The sequence below is a fragment of the Paenibacillus sp. FSL W8-0919 genome, from assembly GCF_038003785.1.
Taxonomy (GTDB): Bacteria; Bacillota; Bacilli; order Paenibacillales; family Paenibacillaceae; genus Paenibacillus_AQ; species Paenibacillus_AQ lactis.
The window spans coordinates 6,364,996-6,382,838 of sequence record NZ_JBBOPV010000001.1 but is presented as its reverse complement, the minus strand read 5'-3'; the positions used below and the strand labels follow the sequence as shown (position 1 = coordinate 6,382,838).

13 protein-coding genes are annotated in these 17,843 nt (G+C 54.3%); 11 read left to right on the top strand and 2 right to left on the bottom strand.

Annotation, left to right across the window (positions count from 1 at the left end):
• From NST44_RS28960 to pepT, 3 genes are all read left to right on the top strand, one after another.
• Positions 1–2,361, top strand: a complete 2,361-nt coding sequence (locus tag NST44_RS28960) for a glycoside hydrolase domain-containing protein (protein ID WP_028404529.1) — start codon at positions 1–3, stop codon at positions 2,359–2,361.
• Positions 2,362–2,431: 70 nt separating this feature from the next.
• On the top strand, positions 2,432–3,262 hold the full coding sequence (locus tag NST44_RS28955) for an MBL fold metallo-hydrolase (protein WP_340901291.1): 831 nt from the start codon (positions 2,432–2,434) through the stop codon (positions 3,260–3,262).
• A gap of 545 nt (positions 3,263–3,807) precedes the next feature.
• Positions 3,808–5,040: a peptidase T gene (gene pepT, locus NST44_RS28950; protein ID WP_040738909.1), complete on the top strand. Its 1,233-nt coding sequence runs from the start codon at positions 3,808–3,810 to the stop codon at positions 5,038–5,040.
• A 276-nt stretch (positions 5,041–5,316) separates the two neighbouring features.
• Here the strand turns inward: pepT and NST44_RS28945 are convergent, their stop codons facing one another.
• A complete protein-coding gene (locus NST44_RS28945; protein ID WP_007130880.1) occupies positions 5,317–6,198 on the bottom strand; it encodes an AraC family transcriptional regulator in 882 nt (293 codons plus the stop codon).
• Between the two features lie 203 nt (positions 6,199–6,401).
• Here NST44_RS28945 and NST44_RS28940 point away from each other — a divergent pair, with 203 nt between their 5' ends.
• Positions 6,402–7,700 carry an alpha-glucosidase/alpha-galactosidase gene (locus NST44_RS28940; RefSeq protein WP_007130879.1) on the top strand — a complete coding sequence of 433 codons (1,299 nt, stop codon included), beginning with the start codon at positions 6,402–6,404 and terminating at the stop codon, positions 7,698–7,700.
• A gap of 233 nt (positions 7,701–7,933) precedes the next feature.
• Here the strand turns inward: NST44_RS28940 and NST44_RS28935 are convergent, their stop codons facing one another.
• Positions 7,934–9,190 carry a HAMP domain-containing sensor histidine kinase gene (locus NST44_RS28935; protein ID WP_321185835.1) on the bottom strand — a complete coding sequence of 419 codons (1,257 nt, stop codon included), beginning with the start codon at positions 9,188–9,190 and terminating at the stop codon, positions 7,934–7,936.
• Positions 9,191–9,471: 281 nt separating this feature from the next.
• On the opposite strand from NST44_RS28935, the gene NST44_RS28930 reads away from it, so the two are divergent.
• The 7 genes from NST44_RS28930 to NST44_RS28900 all read left to right on the top strand — a co-directional run bounded on the left by NST44_RS28930 (position 9,472) and on the right by NST44_RS28900 (position 17,834).
• Complete coding sequence (locus tag NST44_RS28930; protein ID WP_340901289.1) at positions 9,472–11,313, top strand: ABC transporter substrate-binding protein; 1,842 nt, start codon at positions 9,472–9,474, stop codon at positions 11,311–11,313.
• A 116-nt stretch (positions 11,314–11,429) separates the two neighbouring features.
• Positions 11,430–12,440 (top strand): ABC transporter permease, encoded by a 1,011-nt coding sequence (locus NST44_RS28925; RefSeq protein WP_007130875.1) that lies wholly within the window; start codon positions 11,430–11,432, stop codon positions 12,438–12,440.
• A 1-nt stretch (position 12,441) separates the two neighbouring features.
• Positions 12,442–13,278: an ABC transporter permease gene (locus NST44_RS28920; protein ID WP_077569352.1), complete on the top strand. Its 837-nt coding sequence runs from the start codon at positions 12,442–12,444 to the stop codon at positions 13,276–13,278.
• 8 nt (positions 13,279–13,286) lie between these two features.
• Complete coding sequence (locus NST44_RS28915; protein ID WP_340901287.1) at positions 13,287–14,297, top strand: ABC transporter ATP-binding protein; 1,011 nt, start codon at positions 13,287–13,289, stop codon at positions 14,295–14,297.
• Positions 14,284–15,084 (top strand): ABC transporter ATP-binding protein, encoded by an 801-nt coding sequence (locus NST44_RS28910; RefSeq protein ID WP_251537086.1) that lies wholly within the window; start codon positions 14,284–14,286, stop codon positions 15,082–15,084. Before NST44_RS28915 ends, NST44_RS28910 begins: the two co-directional genes overlap by 14 nt.
• A 306-nt stretch (positions 15,085–15,390) precedes the next feature.
• On the top strand, positions 15,391–17,298 hold the full coding sequence (locus tag NST44_RS28905) for a PAS domain S-box protein (protein ID WP_340901286.1): 1,908 nt from the start codon (positions 15,391–15,393) through the stop codon (positions 17,296–17,298).
• A complete protein-coding gene (locus NST44_RS28900) occupies positions 17,283–17,834 on the top strand; it encodes a sensor histidine kinase (RefSeq protein WP_340901285.1) in 552 nt (183 codons plus the stop codon). The genes NST44_RS28905 and NST44_RS28900 overlap by 16 nt, the downstream gene beginning before the upstream one ends.
• The last annotated feature ends 9 nt before the right edge of the window (positions 17,835–17,843 follow it).

Sequence of the window (17,843 nt, the reverse complement as noted above, 5' to 3'; positions counted from 1 at the left end):
ATGTGGAAAAAGGCTTGCTTGTCTCTGCTGTCGGTGATGCTGCTGTTGACGTCTTTCCTGCCCGGTTCGGCCGCGGCTAGCCAGGGCGACCTGTTCGATGTTTGGGTGCCGACCAATACGGAGAAGGTGATGCGGGATCAGGCTTTTCCGGGCGAAACCAATTCCAGCATTCGGATCGGAGCCGCACGCAATGAATATGAGAGCGGCCAGGTCATCGTGAAAGCCAATCAACCACTACGCAAGCTGCAGGTATCCATGAGCGATCTGAAGCTTACGGACGGAAGCGCCAAAATCGGCCGAGAGCATATTCAATTGTTCAAACAGCATTACATTGAAGTAAAGACTTCCACAACGCCGGCTTATCCGAAAGGCTGGTATCCGGATGCCTTGATCCCGTTGAATCAGCAATTGGAAGTAGCCGAAGGACATAATCAAGGGATCTGGTTCAAAGTCTATGTGCCCAAAGGGCAGCATCCCGGTACGTATACTGGAGAAATGACACTGCACGAAACAGGAAATCCGGTCCGAATCCCAATCGAACTCACCGTATGGGATTTCGAGCTTACCGATGAGAGCCACGCCAAAACCAATTTCGGGGTCTGGGGCGGACCGGTTCAGGAAGCGCACGGCAATGTCGTGGGCGAGGAGGCATGGAAGTACATCGAGAAGTACTACTACGCATCCGTTGAGCACCGCCTGACGCCGGGATACTTGCCGATTCCGGACTCCGACATCAACAGCTACGTTGAACGGGCGCCAAAGTATGTAAACGATCCGAGAATATCCGCCTACCGCTTGCCGTATTATCGGACGGCTGACGGGCAGCCGGATATACAGCGGAACAAGCAGCTGGTGGATCGTTTAAGGGAGGCAGGCCTGCTGTCTAAAGCGTATTATTATGTGTCCGAGATCGATGAACCGACACGCGATAAATATGCCCGTGTGAAGCAGATCAACGATGCTCTCGAACAGGCGGCTCCCGATGTTCCGCATCTCGTTACGATTCAGCCGGTCGATGAATTAGTCGGGGATGTGGATATTTGGGTAGCGGATATTGAAAAGTTCGACGAGGCTTTCGCCAAGGAGCGGCAGGCCGCCGGCGATTCGGTCTGGTGGTACACCTATGTGAAGCCGAAGCATCCGTTCCCTTCCTATCATCTGGATGATGACTTGGTCGGAACGCGGCTGTTAACCTGGATGCAGCGCGATTACGGCGTGGAGGGCACGTTATATTGGGCGACGACCCAGTTCCAGAAGTATGATGCCGCCCAGAAGAAATACGTCAGCCGTGATGTATGGACCGATCCGCTGGCATTCCCCGGGGCGAACGGCGATGGATATTTGTTTTATCCCGGAACGGAAGTAGGCGTCGACGGCCCGATTGGCACGATCCGTCTGGAAGTGCTCCGCGAGAGCATGGAGGATTACGAGTATCTGTGGCTGTATGAGCAGAAGCTGCGTGAAGCTGCCTCGAAGCTGGGCATAGCGGACGCCTTCCCGTATCGGGATGCGATGCGCCCATTCTATGACCGATTGTATGAGAACATCAAAACTTTCGAAGAGAACCCCGAGAAGGTGATGCAGGTACGAAGCGAGATTGCACAGGAGATCGTTACCGCTTCGGAGGGTGCGCCGGTATTGGTTACGGTCGGCAGCCCAGCGGACGGAAGCCGCGAGGTTTCGATCTATGCGGAGAAAGGCTCGGAGGTAACGGTGAACGGACAGCAAGCGCCGATAACCGCTGAGGGAGCAGAGCACGATCAATTTTCGCTGGTGCTAAGCCTGGATCCCGGAGCCCAAGAGCTGGATATCGTCGTGAGCAAGGACGGATCGTCCAAAACCGTGAATCGGACCCTTGTCGTTTATGAAACCCATGCTCCGTATACGGTCGCTTTAAACGATGCCGAAACCGATGAAGCGATCAACCGCTTCACATCCCAGACGGTGGATACCGATCTCGCCAAGGTGAATGTCACCGAGGGGACCTACTCCATGAAGGCTGTGTTTTCGGCAAACGTGAATTTTCCGAATTTGCGGTTGTTTGATGCAGGGAAAGGATTCCGCAGCAGCGACTGGTCGGCATTCGAGACGCTGGAGTTCGACGTGTTCAATCCCGGCGAGACGGTACAATTCTACGTCAAGTTCCATCAGCTGGACGGGAAAAGCGATGATACCTTCATGCAGTATATTCGCGCAGGCAGCGGCGAAACCGTTAGCATTCCGCTTCGGCAGGTGAATTTGGACCTCAGCCGGATCAAGGGCATTGAGATCTGGATGTGGCGCCAGTCGGCTCCGCAGACCCTGTATTTCGACAACTTCCGGTTTACTTCTGCCGCGCCTCAGGATCCGATGACACCGTGAGGCAGGTGTGGCGGAGCAGCTTATCAATCGGGTACCTAGCAACTCCATTTTGATAAAAAGAGGGGAACGCATGAAGCTGACTTTTCTGGGAACGGGGGCTGTGGAAGGAATTCCTTCCCCGTTCTGTGACTGCCTGACGTGCGAGCATGCCAGAGAAAACGGCGGACATAACAACCGGCGGCGGCAGAGCGTCTTAATCAATGATAATCTGCTCATCGATTTTGGGCCGGATATTTTCGCCTCCTGTGCCGGGCTGGGCATTGCCCTGCGCGACCTGGACTGCTTATTGATCACCCATAGCCACCTCGATCATTTCGATTCCGTTAATCTGATGCTCCGGGGCAAAGCGTTTCGTTTGGCAACCGAGCTGCCGGAGCTGACGATGCTTGCGGGACCTTCGGTTTGGACGAAATGGGAGGACACCGGCGGGAATGACCAGGGGGCCGGGATTCTAAGGCGTATCATTCATCCGGGGCAAACGGTTCGGCTGAAGGAATATTCGGTTACGGCCATTGCAGCCTGCCATCACTTGCGGATCGGCGATGCGATGAATTACCTGATCGACGATGGGAAGGCTTCGCTCCTATATGCATCGGATAGCGGGTATTACGAGGAAGACGTATGGGAATCGCTGCAGGGGCGCCGATTTGACGCCGTTGTGCTGGAGGGGACGATCTGGAACCGTCCTCCCGGAAAAGAGCACCTCAATCGATCGGACTTTGGCCGGATGGTGGAACGGCTGAAGCGCATCGGGGCCATTACCGATCAGACACAGCTCATTGCGACTCATTTCTCCCACCAATCCGTCGGTCCGCACCATGAATTGGCGGAAGAGGTCGGTCAATTCGGCGCCCAGTGCGTCTTCGATGGACTGACGGTTCATATCCTCCCTGAATCATAGGGGGGCAGGAGTTCTATTGTATTCGAGGGAGCTGATGCAATAGTAGGTCTATTCACTCGACAGATTGTTTTTTAGATCAAAAACGTATCAAATGAAGAAATGGCGGTGCTAAGGATGTGATCCTTGCACCGCCATTTCGCATCTTCTTTCATCCGCATGAACGAGGCGCCATGGTCCGATTTGCTGTAGCTGTTCCGGTCTCCGAGTCTTTCTTGGTGCTGTTCGTAAGTTTGAGGCCGAAATTTGGGGGCAGCAGCGATGGAAGGAACGATTCGTAAACGGAGCGCCTCCTAACAGAAAAAGAAGGCATCCCACCAGATCTAAGATCTTTTGGGTCATCCCCTCTCCTCTGGTGAAATTGACCTGAGCGGCGGCAACTGGATATAATGATGGATGATTAAGGAAGGGATGGCTGGCTAGCCTGACACTTTATAGTGAAGAATATCGATATAGATACAAAGAGCCGGGTATCCAATCCACAGCAAGTCCAATTGCTACGATATGACAGTACAAAATCGAAATACGTATGACGGGAGTTGAGAATGATGAAAAAAGAAGTGATCGACAGACTGATTCGATATGCGCAAATCGATACCCAGTCGGATGAAACCAGCAACACCTGCCCCTCGACCCCGGGCCAGCTGACACTGGGCCGTCTGCTTGTAGACGAGCTGAAGGAGATCGGCATGGAGGACGTGACGATGGATGAGAACGGTTATGTCATGGCTACCCTGCCGGCGAATACGGACAAGGATATCCCGACGATTGGCTTCCTGGCGCATGTGGATACGGCAACGGATTTCACGGGCGCAGGCGTAAAGCCGCAGATCGTTGAAGACTATGACGGAGGAGATATCGTACTTAACGCGAATCAGAACGTGGTGCTCTCTCCGCGAGATTTTCCGGAACTGGCTAACTACAAGGGCCACACGCTCATTACGACGGATGGGACAACGCTGCTTGGCGCCGACGATAAAGCCGGGATTGCCGAAATTATGACTGCCATGTCGTATCTGATTCAGCATCCGGAGCTGAAGCACGGGAAGATCCGGGTTGCGTTCACGCCGGATGAGGAGATCGGCCGGGGACCGCATAAATTCGATGTCGAGGCTTTCGGAGCGAAATATGCGTATACGATGGATGGCGGACCGGTCGGAGAGCTTCAATATGAAAGCTTCAATGCGGCAGCGGCGCTGGTGACATGCAAAGGAAAGAATGTACACCCCGGAACGGCCAAAGCTAAAATGGTGAATGCTGCCAAAATTGCGATGGAAGTGCACGGCATGCTGCCGGCGGAGGAAGCGCCGGAGTTCACGGAGGGCTACGAGGGCTTCTTTCATCTCACCTCCATTGAGGGCGATGTCGAGCTGACCGAGCTCCGATATATTATTCGCGATCATGACCGGGAGCGCTTCGAGGAAAGAAAAGCGAAGCTGGCTTCCATTGTGGAGGAGCTTCAGCAGAAGTACGGAGCCGAACGGATCGTGCTGCAAATGCGGGATCAATATTACAATATGCGCGAGAAAATCGAGCCGGTGATCGAAGTGGTGGAGATTGTGAAGGCTGCGATGGAGAACCTGGGCATTCGGCCGATCATCGAGCCGATTCGCGGCGGTACCGACGGCTCCCAGCTGTCCTACATGGGACTGCCGACGCCGAATATATTTACGGGCGGGGAGAACTATCACGGGCGGTACGAATACGTGTCCGCAGACACGATGATGCAGGCGGTCCAAACGATCGTCGAGATTGTCCAGCTCTATGAGGCAAGAGCATAGGCCAGGTTTGCAATCACAGGCTGACAATGACAACAAAGCCGGAAGCTGCAGAGCTGACAATGACAACAAGGTGGAAGTTTCAGTGCTGACCAATGACAACAAGCTGGAAGTTTCAGTGCTGACAAATGACAGCAAAGCGGCAAAGCTGAACATGACAAGGCTATCAAAGGCCAAAGCTGCCGGGAGCAACGTCCCGGCGGCTTTTTTGCGTTTGCCGGGGACCCAGGGCTGGACAGGCCATTGCCGGTCCTCCTGCCACTCCCGCCCCCGCTCCGCTTATCCAGACAATCCTTTACCCGGGCCGCTGCGGTATTCGCTGGGAGTCATGCCCGTCCATTTGCGGAACAGCTTGGAGAAGTAGAGGGCATCATTGAAGCCGACCGAAGAGGCGATCTCTTGAATCGAAAAGGATGTCCTCAGCAGGGATTTCGCCTTCTCCATTCGCACCTTCATCAGATACTGCATCGGGGATAACCCGGTATGCTGCTTGAAGGCCTTCGAGAGATGGGCGCGGTGGTAACCGAGCGTGCTCGCCAGCTGCCCGATCGACAGCTGCTGGTGATATTGCGTCGAGATGAGGCGCTCCGCCTGCCTTACACCGCGTTCAATATCAGCTACATCCCGCTCCCTTGAAGGCAGATGCTGCTGATTCAGCATGGCAAGCTTGTACAGCAGCAATCGGAGCCAGGCCGAGCCCTGCAGATCCTCAAGCCGCGGATAATCCGACTGATTGAAGCCGAGGCGAATGCGGCTGTACATGGATTTAAGCTCCTTCAGCTCCTCCGGGTCTTTGCAGCGGATGACCGGTCTTGCGGCGGTAATCCCCATATCCGCAAGCAGCAAGGGAGCCCCTTTCTCCTGAAAGGCGACCCAATGATAGTGCCATGGATTCCGGTCGTCCGCCTGATAACTGAACAGAACGCCCGGAAGAATGATGAACGTATCACCCGCCTTGCAGGGATATACCTTGCCGGCGCATTCGAATATGCCTTCGCCGTCGGTCACCGTATGAATTAAGCAGTAGTCGTGGATGGCCGGTCCGATTTTGTGCCTTGGTACCGGAATGCCTTCTCCGCTGAACAGCATGGTTAGGTCATGGGCGCCCGGGGAAGGGTTCATGCCGATCGCGTACAGGGAGTGGTCAGGCAGGATGGACATCGTGTATCAGCCCCCTTAGGAGGATTCCTTGTTCAATAATCTTAAGCCCTGAATGCATCTTTAAGAGTCACCCATAGATTAATGGATGAAACGACAAATGTCCATATCGCCCTTGTTTTGCTCCATATTCAAGGATGCAGGAATCACATATAGTTATTCATGTGAAAGCGCATTAATACATTGGGTTTAGGGAGGGCGTTATTATGTCCAAGATTACATTTATCGGAGCGGGAAGCAGTGTTTTTGCCAAAAACGTACTGGGAGACTGCATGCAGACTCCGGCGCTGCAGGGGTTCGAGCTTGCCTTGTTTGACATTGATCCCGTAAGACTGAAAGACTCCGAGAACATGCTGAATAATATAAAGAAGACGAGCGGCAGCACCTGCGTCATCAAATCCTACAGCGACCGCAAGGAAGCGCTCCGGGGCGCGAAGTACGTGATCAATGCGATTCAGGTCGGCGGTTATGACCCATGCACGATTACCGATTTTGAGGTTCCGAAGAAATACGGGCTGAGACAGACGATTGCCGACACCGTCGGGATCGGGGGGATATTCCGCAACCTGCGCACGATTCCGGTCATGCTGGATTTTGCGGCCGACATCCGGGAGGTATGTCCGAATGCCCTGTTCCTGAACTATACGAACCCGATGGCGGTATTGACCAATGCGATGAACACGCTCGGCGGTGTTCAGACGGTAGGTCTGTGCCACAGCGTGCAGGCATGCATTCCGCATCTGTTCGATAATCTCGGGATGGACAAGGAAGGCGTGCAGGCCAAGATTGCAGGCATCAACCATATGGCCTGGCTGCTCGAGGTTACGAAGGACGGCGTTGACCTCTATCCGGAAATCAAGCGGCGGGCTGCCGAGAAGCAGAAGGAGAAGCATCACGATATGGTACGCCTGGAGATGATGCTGAACTTCGGCTACTATATTACCGAGTCCTCGGAGCATAACGCCGAGTATCATCCGTATTTCATTAAGCGGAATTATCCGGAGCTGATCGAGCGCTTCAACATTCCGCTGGACGAGTACCCGCGCCGCTGCGTGAATCAGATCGAGGGCTGGAAGCAGATGCGCGAAGAGCTGGTGAACAATAAAGATTTGACGCACAAGCGCTCCCATGAGTATGCGTCTTATATTTTGGAAGCGATGGAGACGAATGTTCCTTTCAAAATCGGGGGGAATGTGATGAACACCGGCTTGATCACAAATCTGCCGAAGGAAGCGTGCGTCGAGGTTCCGTGCCTGGTGGATGCGAGCGGCGTGACGCCGACCTACGTGGGCGATCTTCCACCGCAGTGCGCTGCGCTGAATCGCACGAATATCAACACCCAGCTGCTTACGCTGGAAGCGGCTGCGACCGGCAAGAAGGAGCATATCTATCATGCGGCGATGCTGGATCCGCATACGGCGGCAGAGCTGTCCATGGACGACATCAAGAGCCTGTGCGACGATCTGATCGAGGCGCACGGCGATTGGCTGCCGAAATTCCACTAAACGAAATCACAGGCTTCTTGAATAGAAATAGCAAGCGAGGCGGGAGGTATTCCCGCCTTTTTTGCGTGGGGAGACGGGAGTTTGGCTGCTCATTCCATATTGACGGGGCGCGCTCGGAATAGAAGTCGGTATCATTTTTACTGATAGAATTGCACCGGCATTGTAGCACCAAGTATTGGATCAACAGCATTACAGCACCAGCACAGCAGCACCGTAAGTTGCACCGGCCTCCATTAGCCTTTCAACCCCTCTGCAATCGGCAGCCGGATTAGAAATGTCGTACCGGACAGCGGCTCGCTGCTGACGGATACGCTTCCGTTCATCGCGCGGATGGCTTGGTAGGAGAAGGTTAATCCGAGTCCGGTTCCGTTCATTTTGGTGGAATAGTAAATGGAGCCCAGCCGGTTTAACTGCTCCTCGGTCATGCCGATTCCGTTGTCCTCGATTTGGATGACGACATGAGGCCGCTCCTCCCGAATCGAAATCTCCACCGTACCTTTGGTGACGTCCTTGCTGGCTTCGATGGCATTCTTAATGAAATTGACCAGCAGCTGCTTCAGCTCCGCTGTGCTGCCGGATATGAAGATCGGCGTCTGGGGGCAGCGGACGTGAAGTGCGACATTATTCATATTCGCATAAGAGGTCATAACCTCGACAACGGCCTGCATCTGGGAAATGAGCTCAAGTCGCTGCTGGAGCGAAGCGGCCGGCTTGCTGATGGACAAATAATCGGACAAAATCTGCTCGGTTCGCCGGATTTCCTCCATGCTGATTTCGAGAAACCGGTTCATTTTTTCGGGAGAGAAGGTTCCGCTCTTCATTAATTGCAGGAAGCCCAGGACGGTGGTTAACGGGTTGCGGACTTCATGGGCGAGCGAGGCGGCGACATGATTGACGGCTTCCGCTTTCTCGTTTTGGATATATTTCAAGGAAAGCTCTTTGTCGGTTACCGATTTGTTGAACATGGTGATCAGCAGCCAGATGCCGAGTGAGTTCTGAACAGGGATGGCCAGGATGTTAAATAGCAAATGGTTCATAATGTAATCAGGCTTCGTGATGTAGAGTAAGGTAAGCGGGATGAAGGAGAAGCTGATTCCGGCCGTAAAAACGATCCATAGCCGATGCCGCGTTCTCTGATACACCGATGCGAGCATGACCGATAGCGGAAACGTAACCACAAGAATAATGATGGCGTCGATCACCCCGGTGCCGCCGATGTACAGCCGGTAGATCATAAATTCGACGAGCAATATCCAGCCCGTTGTCAGCCCTCCGAACAGGATGCCGAAGAACATAATGACATAGCGGATATCGAAGATCAGGCCAGCCTGCGCCGATGAAGCGAAGGTCATGGACAGGACCAGGCAAAGCGAACAGATCACGATGATGAAGCTGCGGGAATAGTTGACGGTCAGATTCCTGTAATAGATGCTGTAGACAACGGAAGGCATTAACGCAAATAAGAGCTGCAGCAGAGTATCCTTAATCACAGACAGCAGACAACACTCCTTTACTTGCTTCGCTAGGATAATTTAGATTACATTCCTCCACGTTTGCTCATGATCAACGCCCTCCAGAAATTCGACGCCTACCTTTCAAAATCCTTGGGGCTCATATTTCGGATTCAAAATTTATCTGTACTAAAGAAGAAATGAAGGGACATATAAATTCATCGAGAAAACGCTTCCAGCGAAGCGGCAGCACAATTTCGGCATTCTTGCCGGAGGAACGAGCACGATGAGCACATTATTTGTGAATGGAGGGTTCACGAGTGAAGCTGAAAATCGTTATGAGACCCGTCTTCATTCTGTTGTTAGCCATTTCCTTCTTTATTGCCGGATGCCAGGGCGTTACGCCGCCATCGGCAACCGAGCCGCCGCCGTCCGGGGGAGAAACGCCGCCATCCGGAGGAGAGACACCGGCCCCGGGGGGCAAGGATGAGCCGGCACCGCAAGGAGATCCGAAAGCGACGCCTAGAAACGAAACGCTGTATGTGAACGGCCTGCAGTGGGGCGCACCGACGAATTTCAACCTGCTCAGCGGGAACGCCGCGTTTCCGATCAACTATGGGAACTCCCGGGAATTGGTCTACGAAACGCTGTTCATGGTCAACCAGCTGACAGGGGAGCTTGAGCCGCTCCTCGGCACTAAGTACGAATGGACGGACGATCTGAACATGAAGGTTGAGCTTCATCCGGAGGCCAAGTGGAGCGACGGAAAGCCGTTCACTTCGGAGGACGTTGTTTATACGTATCAGCTCGGCAAAAAATACGACATCAATTGGAGCAGCTTCTGGACGTATATTGCGGACGTGAAGGCCGATGGCCCCCATGCCGTAATTATTACGTTGAACGAAGAAAATCCCAACAAGCTGACCGTGCTGGACAGCATTGAGCTGATCCCGATGCTGCCGAAGCATGTCTGGGAAGAAATCGAGAAGAAGGCGGGCAATGATCTTGCGACGATCCGTAAGGAAGTGAACGCCGACCCGATCGGAACGGGACCGTATAAGATGTATTTTTACAATGACCAGAAGATCACGATCGTCCGGGACGACAACTACTGGGGGCAGGTGCTGTTCGGCAAGCTGCCGGCACCGAAATACATCACCCACGTCATCTACAAGGATAACGCCGCGGGCGACTTGGCATTCAAGAGCGGCCAGGTCGACGTATCCCAGCAGTTCATTCCGCAGGTTTGGAAAATGTGGGAGGGCGGCGCCCCTGTCCGAACATACCTGAAGGATGCGCCGTACTATTTGCCGGGCTCCATGCCGTCCATCTTCTTCAATATGTCGAAGCCGGGGCTTGATAACCCGGATGTCCGGAGGGCGATCGCCATGGCGATTGATTACGGGAAAATCTCGGAGCTTGCCATCAGCGGCTACTCTGCGCCAATGGAGCCTTCCTTAACGCTGAACACCGATGCTGAGTCGAAATACGTGGATCAGGAGGCCATCAAGCCGCTGCAATGGACGACCGACGTGGAGGGCGCAAACGCCTTGCTGGATTCGATCGGAGCCAAGAAGGGCAAGGACGGCATCCGCGTTTTGAACGGCACGCGGCTGGGTCCGTTTGAAATCGAATGCCCGTACGGATGGTCGGACTGGAACGCAGCGCTGGAGATCGTTGCCCAGAACGCCAAGGCCATCGGCATCGAGATCCGCACGAAATTCCCGGAGGCGCCGGTATGGACCAATGATCTGCAGACCGGCAAATTCGACATCATCATGAACACGCCGGCCGGCGGCGTCAACCCAAGCCAGCCTTGGGACCGCGCCAGAACGATCATGTATTCCAAGGGCGTCGCTCCGATCGGCGAAATGGCGTTCTGGAACTGGGGCCGTTACAAGAATGACCAGGCGGATGCCATCATCGAGAAAATTCCGGCGACGACGGACGAAGCGGAATTGAAGGCGCTCTATACCGAGCTCACCCAAATCTGGCTGAAGGACATTCCGTCCATTCCGCTTATGTACCGCCCTTGGGTGTTCGATACCGTCAATGAATCGGTCTGGAAGGGCTTCCCGAGAGAAGGCGACGGCAGCAATATCCCGCCTCAAATCTCGATGGATGGAGCAGGCATCAAGGCGCTGTATCAGATTCATAACTGATTGTTAAATCAAACGCGCGTGAAAGACCTATATTAGCGGACGAATGAGGCCCTGATATAGGTCTCTTTTCCAGCGAAACATGTCGCGACAATTTACAGGCCATGGGGGTGAGCTGCTTGAGCGTTTACGGAAAATACATCGTCAAGAAGTTCTTCTGGTATTTCCTTACGCTGGTCATTGCGGTCGGGCTTAATTTCCTGCTGCCGCGCATGATCGAAGGCAATCCGGTGAGCATGATCGTCTCGGAGATGACGCAGGGCATGACGGACAGCGACACCATTAAGCGGGTGTACGAGACGTTCCTTATTGAGTTTGGCATCGACAAGCCCTTGGGCGAACAGTTTTTGATCTATGTGAAAAATCTGCTCAGCGGCAATCTGGGCACGTCCTTCGGGCTGTATCCGAAGCCCGTCACGGAAATTCTGGCCTCCGCCGTCCCGTGGACGATCGGCCTTCAGCTGCCGGCCATCCTGGTCGGATGGCTGCTTGGCAATATCCTCGGCGCCGTTGCCGCATACCGCAAAGGCGTGTTCGATAAAGTGATTTTTCCGGTCGCCTTGTTCGTGAACTCCATCCCGTTCTTTACGCTGGCGATCATTATGCTGTACGTGTTCGCCCTGTCCCTGAATTGGTTCCCGCTGCACGGAGGTTATGACTACCAGCTGGTGCCTTCCTTAAGCTGGGAATTTTTCGCTTCGGTCATCCGCCATCACACGCTGCCGTTTCTGTCGATCGTTCTCGTCACGATCGGGGGCCAAGCGATCGGCATGCGGGAAATGTCCATCTACGAGCTGAACTCGGATTATGTGCTCTACAGCAAGCTGCTCGGCATTCGGGATTCCCGGATCGCAAGATATGTATTCCGCAACGCTATGCTGCCGCAGATTACAGGGCTTGCCCTGTCCATCGGCACCATGGTCGGCGGCTCCCTGATCTGCGAGATCGTATTCAGCTATCCGGGCATCGGTACCTGGATGTTCACCGCCATCCGGCAGCTGGATTATCCGCTGATTTCGGGCTGCACGCTGCTCATCGCGATTGCCGTGCTGCTCGCCAACTTCACGATCGATATCATATACGGCTGGATCGATCCGAGAATCAAGGCCGCACAGATGGAGGATCAGTGATATGAACAGTTCATTCCGCATCTTGATCAAGTCGCCGAAGTTCATGTTCGGGGCGTGCATGCTGCTGGCCATGATCGGTCTTGTGCTGATCTATCCGCTGTTTAACCGCAGCGACCCGCTGGAGATGATCGCGCTTGCGTACCAGCCGCCCGATTCCAAGCTGCTGCTGGGCTCCGACAACTTCGGCAGGGATTTGTTTCTGGAATTGATCTACGGTATCCGCACATCGCTCCAGGTAGGACTCATTGCCGGCGTGTTCGCTACCGCGATCGGGCTCGTGATCGGACTTACCTCCGGATATATCGGCGGCATGATCGATAACCTGCTGACCGCGGTCACGAATATTTTCATCGTCATTCCGTCCTTTGTCATTCTCATTCTGATCTCGGTCAGCATCGATTCACGGAGCTCCTTCGTGACCGCGGTTATCATCGGGGTGACCAGCTGGCCGTGGACGGCGCGGGCTGTTCGGGCCCAGACTTCTTCGCTTCGGAATCGGGACCACGTGAACATCGCCAAAATATCCGGATACAGTACGCCGAGGATCATCGTGTCTGAAATTCTACCGTATATAGCTTCCTACGTCGTCATGGCCTTCGTGCTGCAGACGGCGTCCGGAATCCTATCGGAGGCTTCCATCTCCATGCTTGGGCTCGGCCCGTACAATACGATTTCGCTCGGCATCATCATGAACTGGGCGCTCGTGTTCGAGGCCCCGGTGGCCGGCGCATGGTGGGCGTTCATTCCGGCGGCGATTTCGATCGCCATGATCACGTTCTCCTTGTACATGATGAATACGGGTATGGACGAAATATTCAATCCGAAGATTAGGAGCTGATGGATGACGTGAGTACGCATATTCTGGAAGTCAACGAATTGAAGACGTATTACCGGACCCGGCTCAAGGAGCATGTCTATGCGGTGGATGGCGTCACGTTCGCGCTAGAGGAGGGGAAGACGCTCGGCATCGCCGGCGAATCGGGCTGCGGCAAATCGACGCTGGCCTTAAGTCTGATGGGATTTTACTTTCCTCCGCTTCATTTCGGAGGCGGCTCCATTATCGTCGGCGGAAGGGATATCATGAAGCTTGGGAAGGAGCAGCTGCGCTCCCAAGTGTCGGGCAGGGAGATCTCTTACATTCCGCAGGCGGCGATGAATGCGTTGAATCCGACGCTGCGGATCATTCGTTTCATCGAGGACATCATGAAGGAGCATCGGCCCGAGCTGACCAAGAAGCAGGTATGGGATATGGCCGCCGAGCGGTTCGAGACGCTGAACCTGTCGCCGAGGGTGCTGAATGCGTATCCAAATGAGCTGTCGGGCGGCATGAAGCAGCGGACCGTCATTGCGATCTCCACCATTTTGAACCCGAAAGTGCTGATCGCGGACGAACCGACCTCCGCATTGGACGTTACGTCGCAAAAGGCGGTGATCAAGCTGCTGAAGAGCTTGCTGGACAAAGGCTTTATCCGGTCGCTCGTCTTCATAACGCACGAGCTGCCGCTCTTGTACCATGTCACGGACGACATTATGGTCATGTACGCGGGCGAGATCGTGGAGCGGGGAACCGCCGAGCAGATGATCTTTGATCCGATCCATCCATATACGAAGAAGCTGATGGGCTCCATCATCGTGCCGGAGGAAGGCATGAAGGGCCATAAGCTGGCAGCCATTCCGGGAACGCCCCCGAACCTGAAGAACGTCCCGGAGGGCTGCCGGTTCGCGGATCGCTGCACGTATGCCCACGAGGCGTGCCGTACGGGAAAGATTGCGAACAAAACCTTGGGGGACCGGACGTACCGATGCATCGTCGAGCCTGAAACGCTTAGGGAGTGGTATGCGAATGAAGGGGAATAACGTGCTGATCAAAGGAAAGAATCTGACGAAGGTATTCGGCTTTGGCGGCAACAAGACGACCGCGGTTGACAATGTCAGCTTCGCTTTTCATGAAGGCGAGATTATATCGATCGTCGGAGAGAGCGGAAGCGGCAAGACGACGCTGGCCAAACTGGTTATGGGACTGCTGAAGGAGAGCTCCGGAACGATCGAATACATGGGCAAGCCGAGGCGACTGAAGCGGCATTCGGACCGGAGAAAATATTGGAAGCATATTCAGGCGATCTTTCAGGACCCGTTCTCTTCCTTCAATCAGTTCTATAGAGTCGAGAAGCTTCTCCTCGATTGCATCAAGCTGCAGGGGGAGAAGCTGACGAAGGAGGAGCAGCTGCGCCGCATGAAGGAGGCCTGCTCCTTCGTCAATCTGAAATACGAGGAGCTGCACAATAAGTACCCGTTCGAGCTGTCCGGCGGACAGATGCAGCGGCTTATGATCGCGAGAATTTTTATTCTCCATCCGAAGCTGCTTATCGCCGATGAACCGACCTCCATGGTCGACGCCTGCTCCAGATCGACCATCCTGGATATGCTCCTTAAGCTGCGGGAGGAGAACAATATGACGATTATTTTCATTACCCATGACGTCGGCCTGGCCTATTATGTGAGCGATACGCTTTACATCATGGAGCAGGGGAAAGTGGTTGAGAAGGGGCCGGCCGAGGAAGTCATCCTGAATCCGAAGCACCCGTATACCCGCCAGCTGATTTCCGATGTTCCGAAAATCCATTCGGAGTGGGATCTCGCCTGATTGCTTATCACGCCGGCTGTTGCATGTCAGCACAGAGCTGCCCGTAAACGGAAACGAACCGTTTACGGGCATTTGTTTTTTCGGAGGTGAGAAGCAGCAGGCGGTCAAGGACGTCCCGCTTATTCTATTGGGGCAGATGCAATACTGCAGTCTGTGTGCAAAGATTTTTTTCGTTCGATATTCGCATTTGTGCAAAATTTGCCGATATATCATTTGGCTGCCCTTCGATTCATTCCATGGAGGTAGTGAGACTGGATCGGGCATGGCATCGACAGAATGGATGACGAAGAAGGGATGAACCGCTTATTGAGACACGAAAACTTCTGGACGGCGTTTGCTATCCTCGCCATATACGCGTTGATGATCGGCATGATCATGGTGAGGAGACATAAGCAACGAAATTCGATAAAAGACGACAAAAAAAGACTCGCGGAGGCGGAAAGCAGATTTCGAATGCTGGACGATCTGCTGCATACGCTCGATGTCGGCATCTGGTCTTATGACTGCGGAGCGGGGCGGATTGTTAACGCCTCCCTGGTCTTTCATGAAATGAGCGGCTATTTGGCGGAGCATTTCGAGAACGGCATCTCATGGAGAGCCCTGATTCACCCGGAGGATCTGCCATTGCTTGAATCATGCGTTCTACAGCTGCGGCAGGGAGAAGCTGTCCATGCGCAATATCGGATCGTCCATGCCGCGGGCGATGTGCGCTGGGTCCAGGTGAAGATGATCCCGACCATGGATCAGCTGAAGCGGATGGTCCGGGTGGATGGAATCGCGATCGACGTTACTTCCCGCTATAAGATGGAAGAGGCGCTTCATGACATTACGGAGGGCAAAAAGATGGAGCAGGCGCTAAAAGAAAGCATGGAGCGATACCGCAGGCTCGTCGAATCTTCGCCGGTGGCCATTGCCGTATGCAGGCAGCACAAGCTGGTCTATGTCAATCCCGCCGGACTGCGGATTGTGGGTGCCGGCGGCCCGGAGGATTTCCTCGGGACCGATCCTTGGGACTGGCTGTACGAGCCCTGGGAACAGAGCAAGCAGGGCAGGGTCATCGAGCGCATTCGCAAGGGGAATGTCGTCCCTGAAGAGCTGTCGATCCGGAGAATGGACGGGGCCAAGGTGGACGTCATCGTTACGGCATTGCCCGACGACGAAACGGATGCGGTCCGAATTTTCTTCGAGGATGTGACGGCCCGCAAAGCGGCCGAGCGGGCCCTGATCGACAGCGAACGGATCAACCGCCATATTTTGGATATCGCTCCGGTCGCGATGGTGCTTCATTCGAATTTTGAATGTATTTATATGAATCCGGCAGGCATGCGCCTGCTTGGCGTCTCGGATCTCGCTCAGCTTGAAGGGAGGGGGTATGAGCAATTCGTTCCCCCTGATCAGATTGATCTGGTTCGAAGGGAGGTCAAGGGAGTCTATGAGCAAGGGGCCACTGCAACGCTGGTGGAGAGCCAGATTATCCAAATCGACGGCACGGTCATCGATATCGAGGTCGTTACCGCCCCAATCCCTTATATCGGGGACAATACAGCACTGACGATTATCCGGGATATTACGGAGGAGAAGAGGGCGGAGCGGGAGCGGAATGCGGCGGAGAAGCTGATCCGGGAGAGCGAGGAGCGATATTTCCAGCTGCAGATGAGCCTTGACCGGTTCTCCTCGGACCTGTTCGGGATGGTGAAGATCAGTGAACTGAATACAAGGATCGTCGAGGAAATCCAAAAAGTGCTTAAAACCGAGAAGGTCAGCCTCGTCACCTTGAACTGCGGCAGCTCAGAGTTCTGCGTCTCAGGAGGTGTCGGGGAATTCTCCAAAGACGCTCTGTATGCGATTTGCGATCGCCATCCCGAGCAGCTTCCGCTCTGCAAGCTGCACGAGACGTCAGGCGGATATTTCGTGAAGATCGGCGAGATCAACGGGGATCACAGCATGATTTACATCAGCGAGAAAGTGGCGTTGCTTCAGTACGAAGCGATAAAAATATGGCTGGAGACAATCTCGCGTTATGTGAGCGTGCTGTATGATAATTTCCGCGTGATCGAGGATTTGACCGCAGAGCTGGAGAAGCTGGGGCCCTCCCGGCAGCCCGTATGGCTGCTGCGCCTTATGCTTCACCTCTCGGAGAACGAGCGGAAGCGCCTCTCCCAGGATCTCCATGATGCGGCTCTTCAAGAGCAGATTATATGTACAGAAAGCTGAACCAGATCGTCACGGATACGGAGCTGCCTCCAAAGCTTCTGGGTCAGCTTGAGGAGATTGAGCAGGGACTGCTCGACGTCATCTATCAAATCCGGATTACGTGCAATGAGCTCCGGCCGCCGCTTCTGAAGGAAGAGGGACTTGAACGGTCGCTGGAGGCGCTGTTTGAATTCACGCAGCTGCGTACCAATTATTCCATTTCGTTCGATTGCTCGGCATTCGAAGATGATCTCAGCGACGACAGACTTATCGGACTTTACCGGATCGTGCAGGAGCTTCTTGCAAACGCGACCAAGCATTCCAATGCAACGGAGGTAAAGCTGGGCTTGTCCACCCGATCAGGCCAGGTCATTCTGAATTACGAGGACAACGGCATCGGCATGGAGCTGGAAGATCTGGAGAAGCAGAGGGATCAATTCAGCAGCATGGGCATACACGGGATGAAGGAGCGCGTGCGCTGCATGAACGGGACCATCGCGTTCGCTTCAGCCGCAGGCGGCGGACTGGCTGTATATATTTCGGTAACGGCAAGATAAGCCTGGACC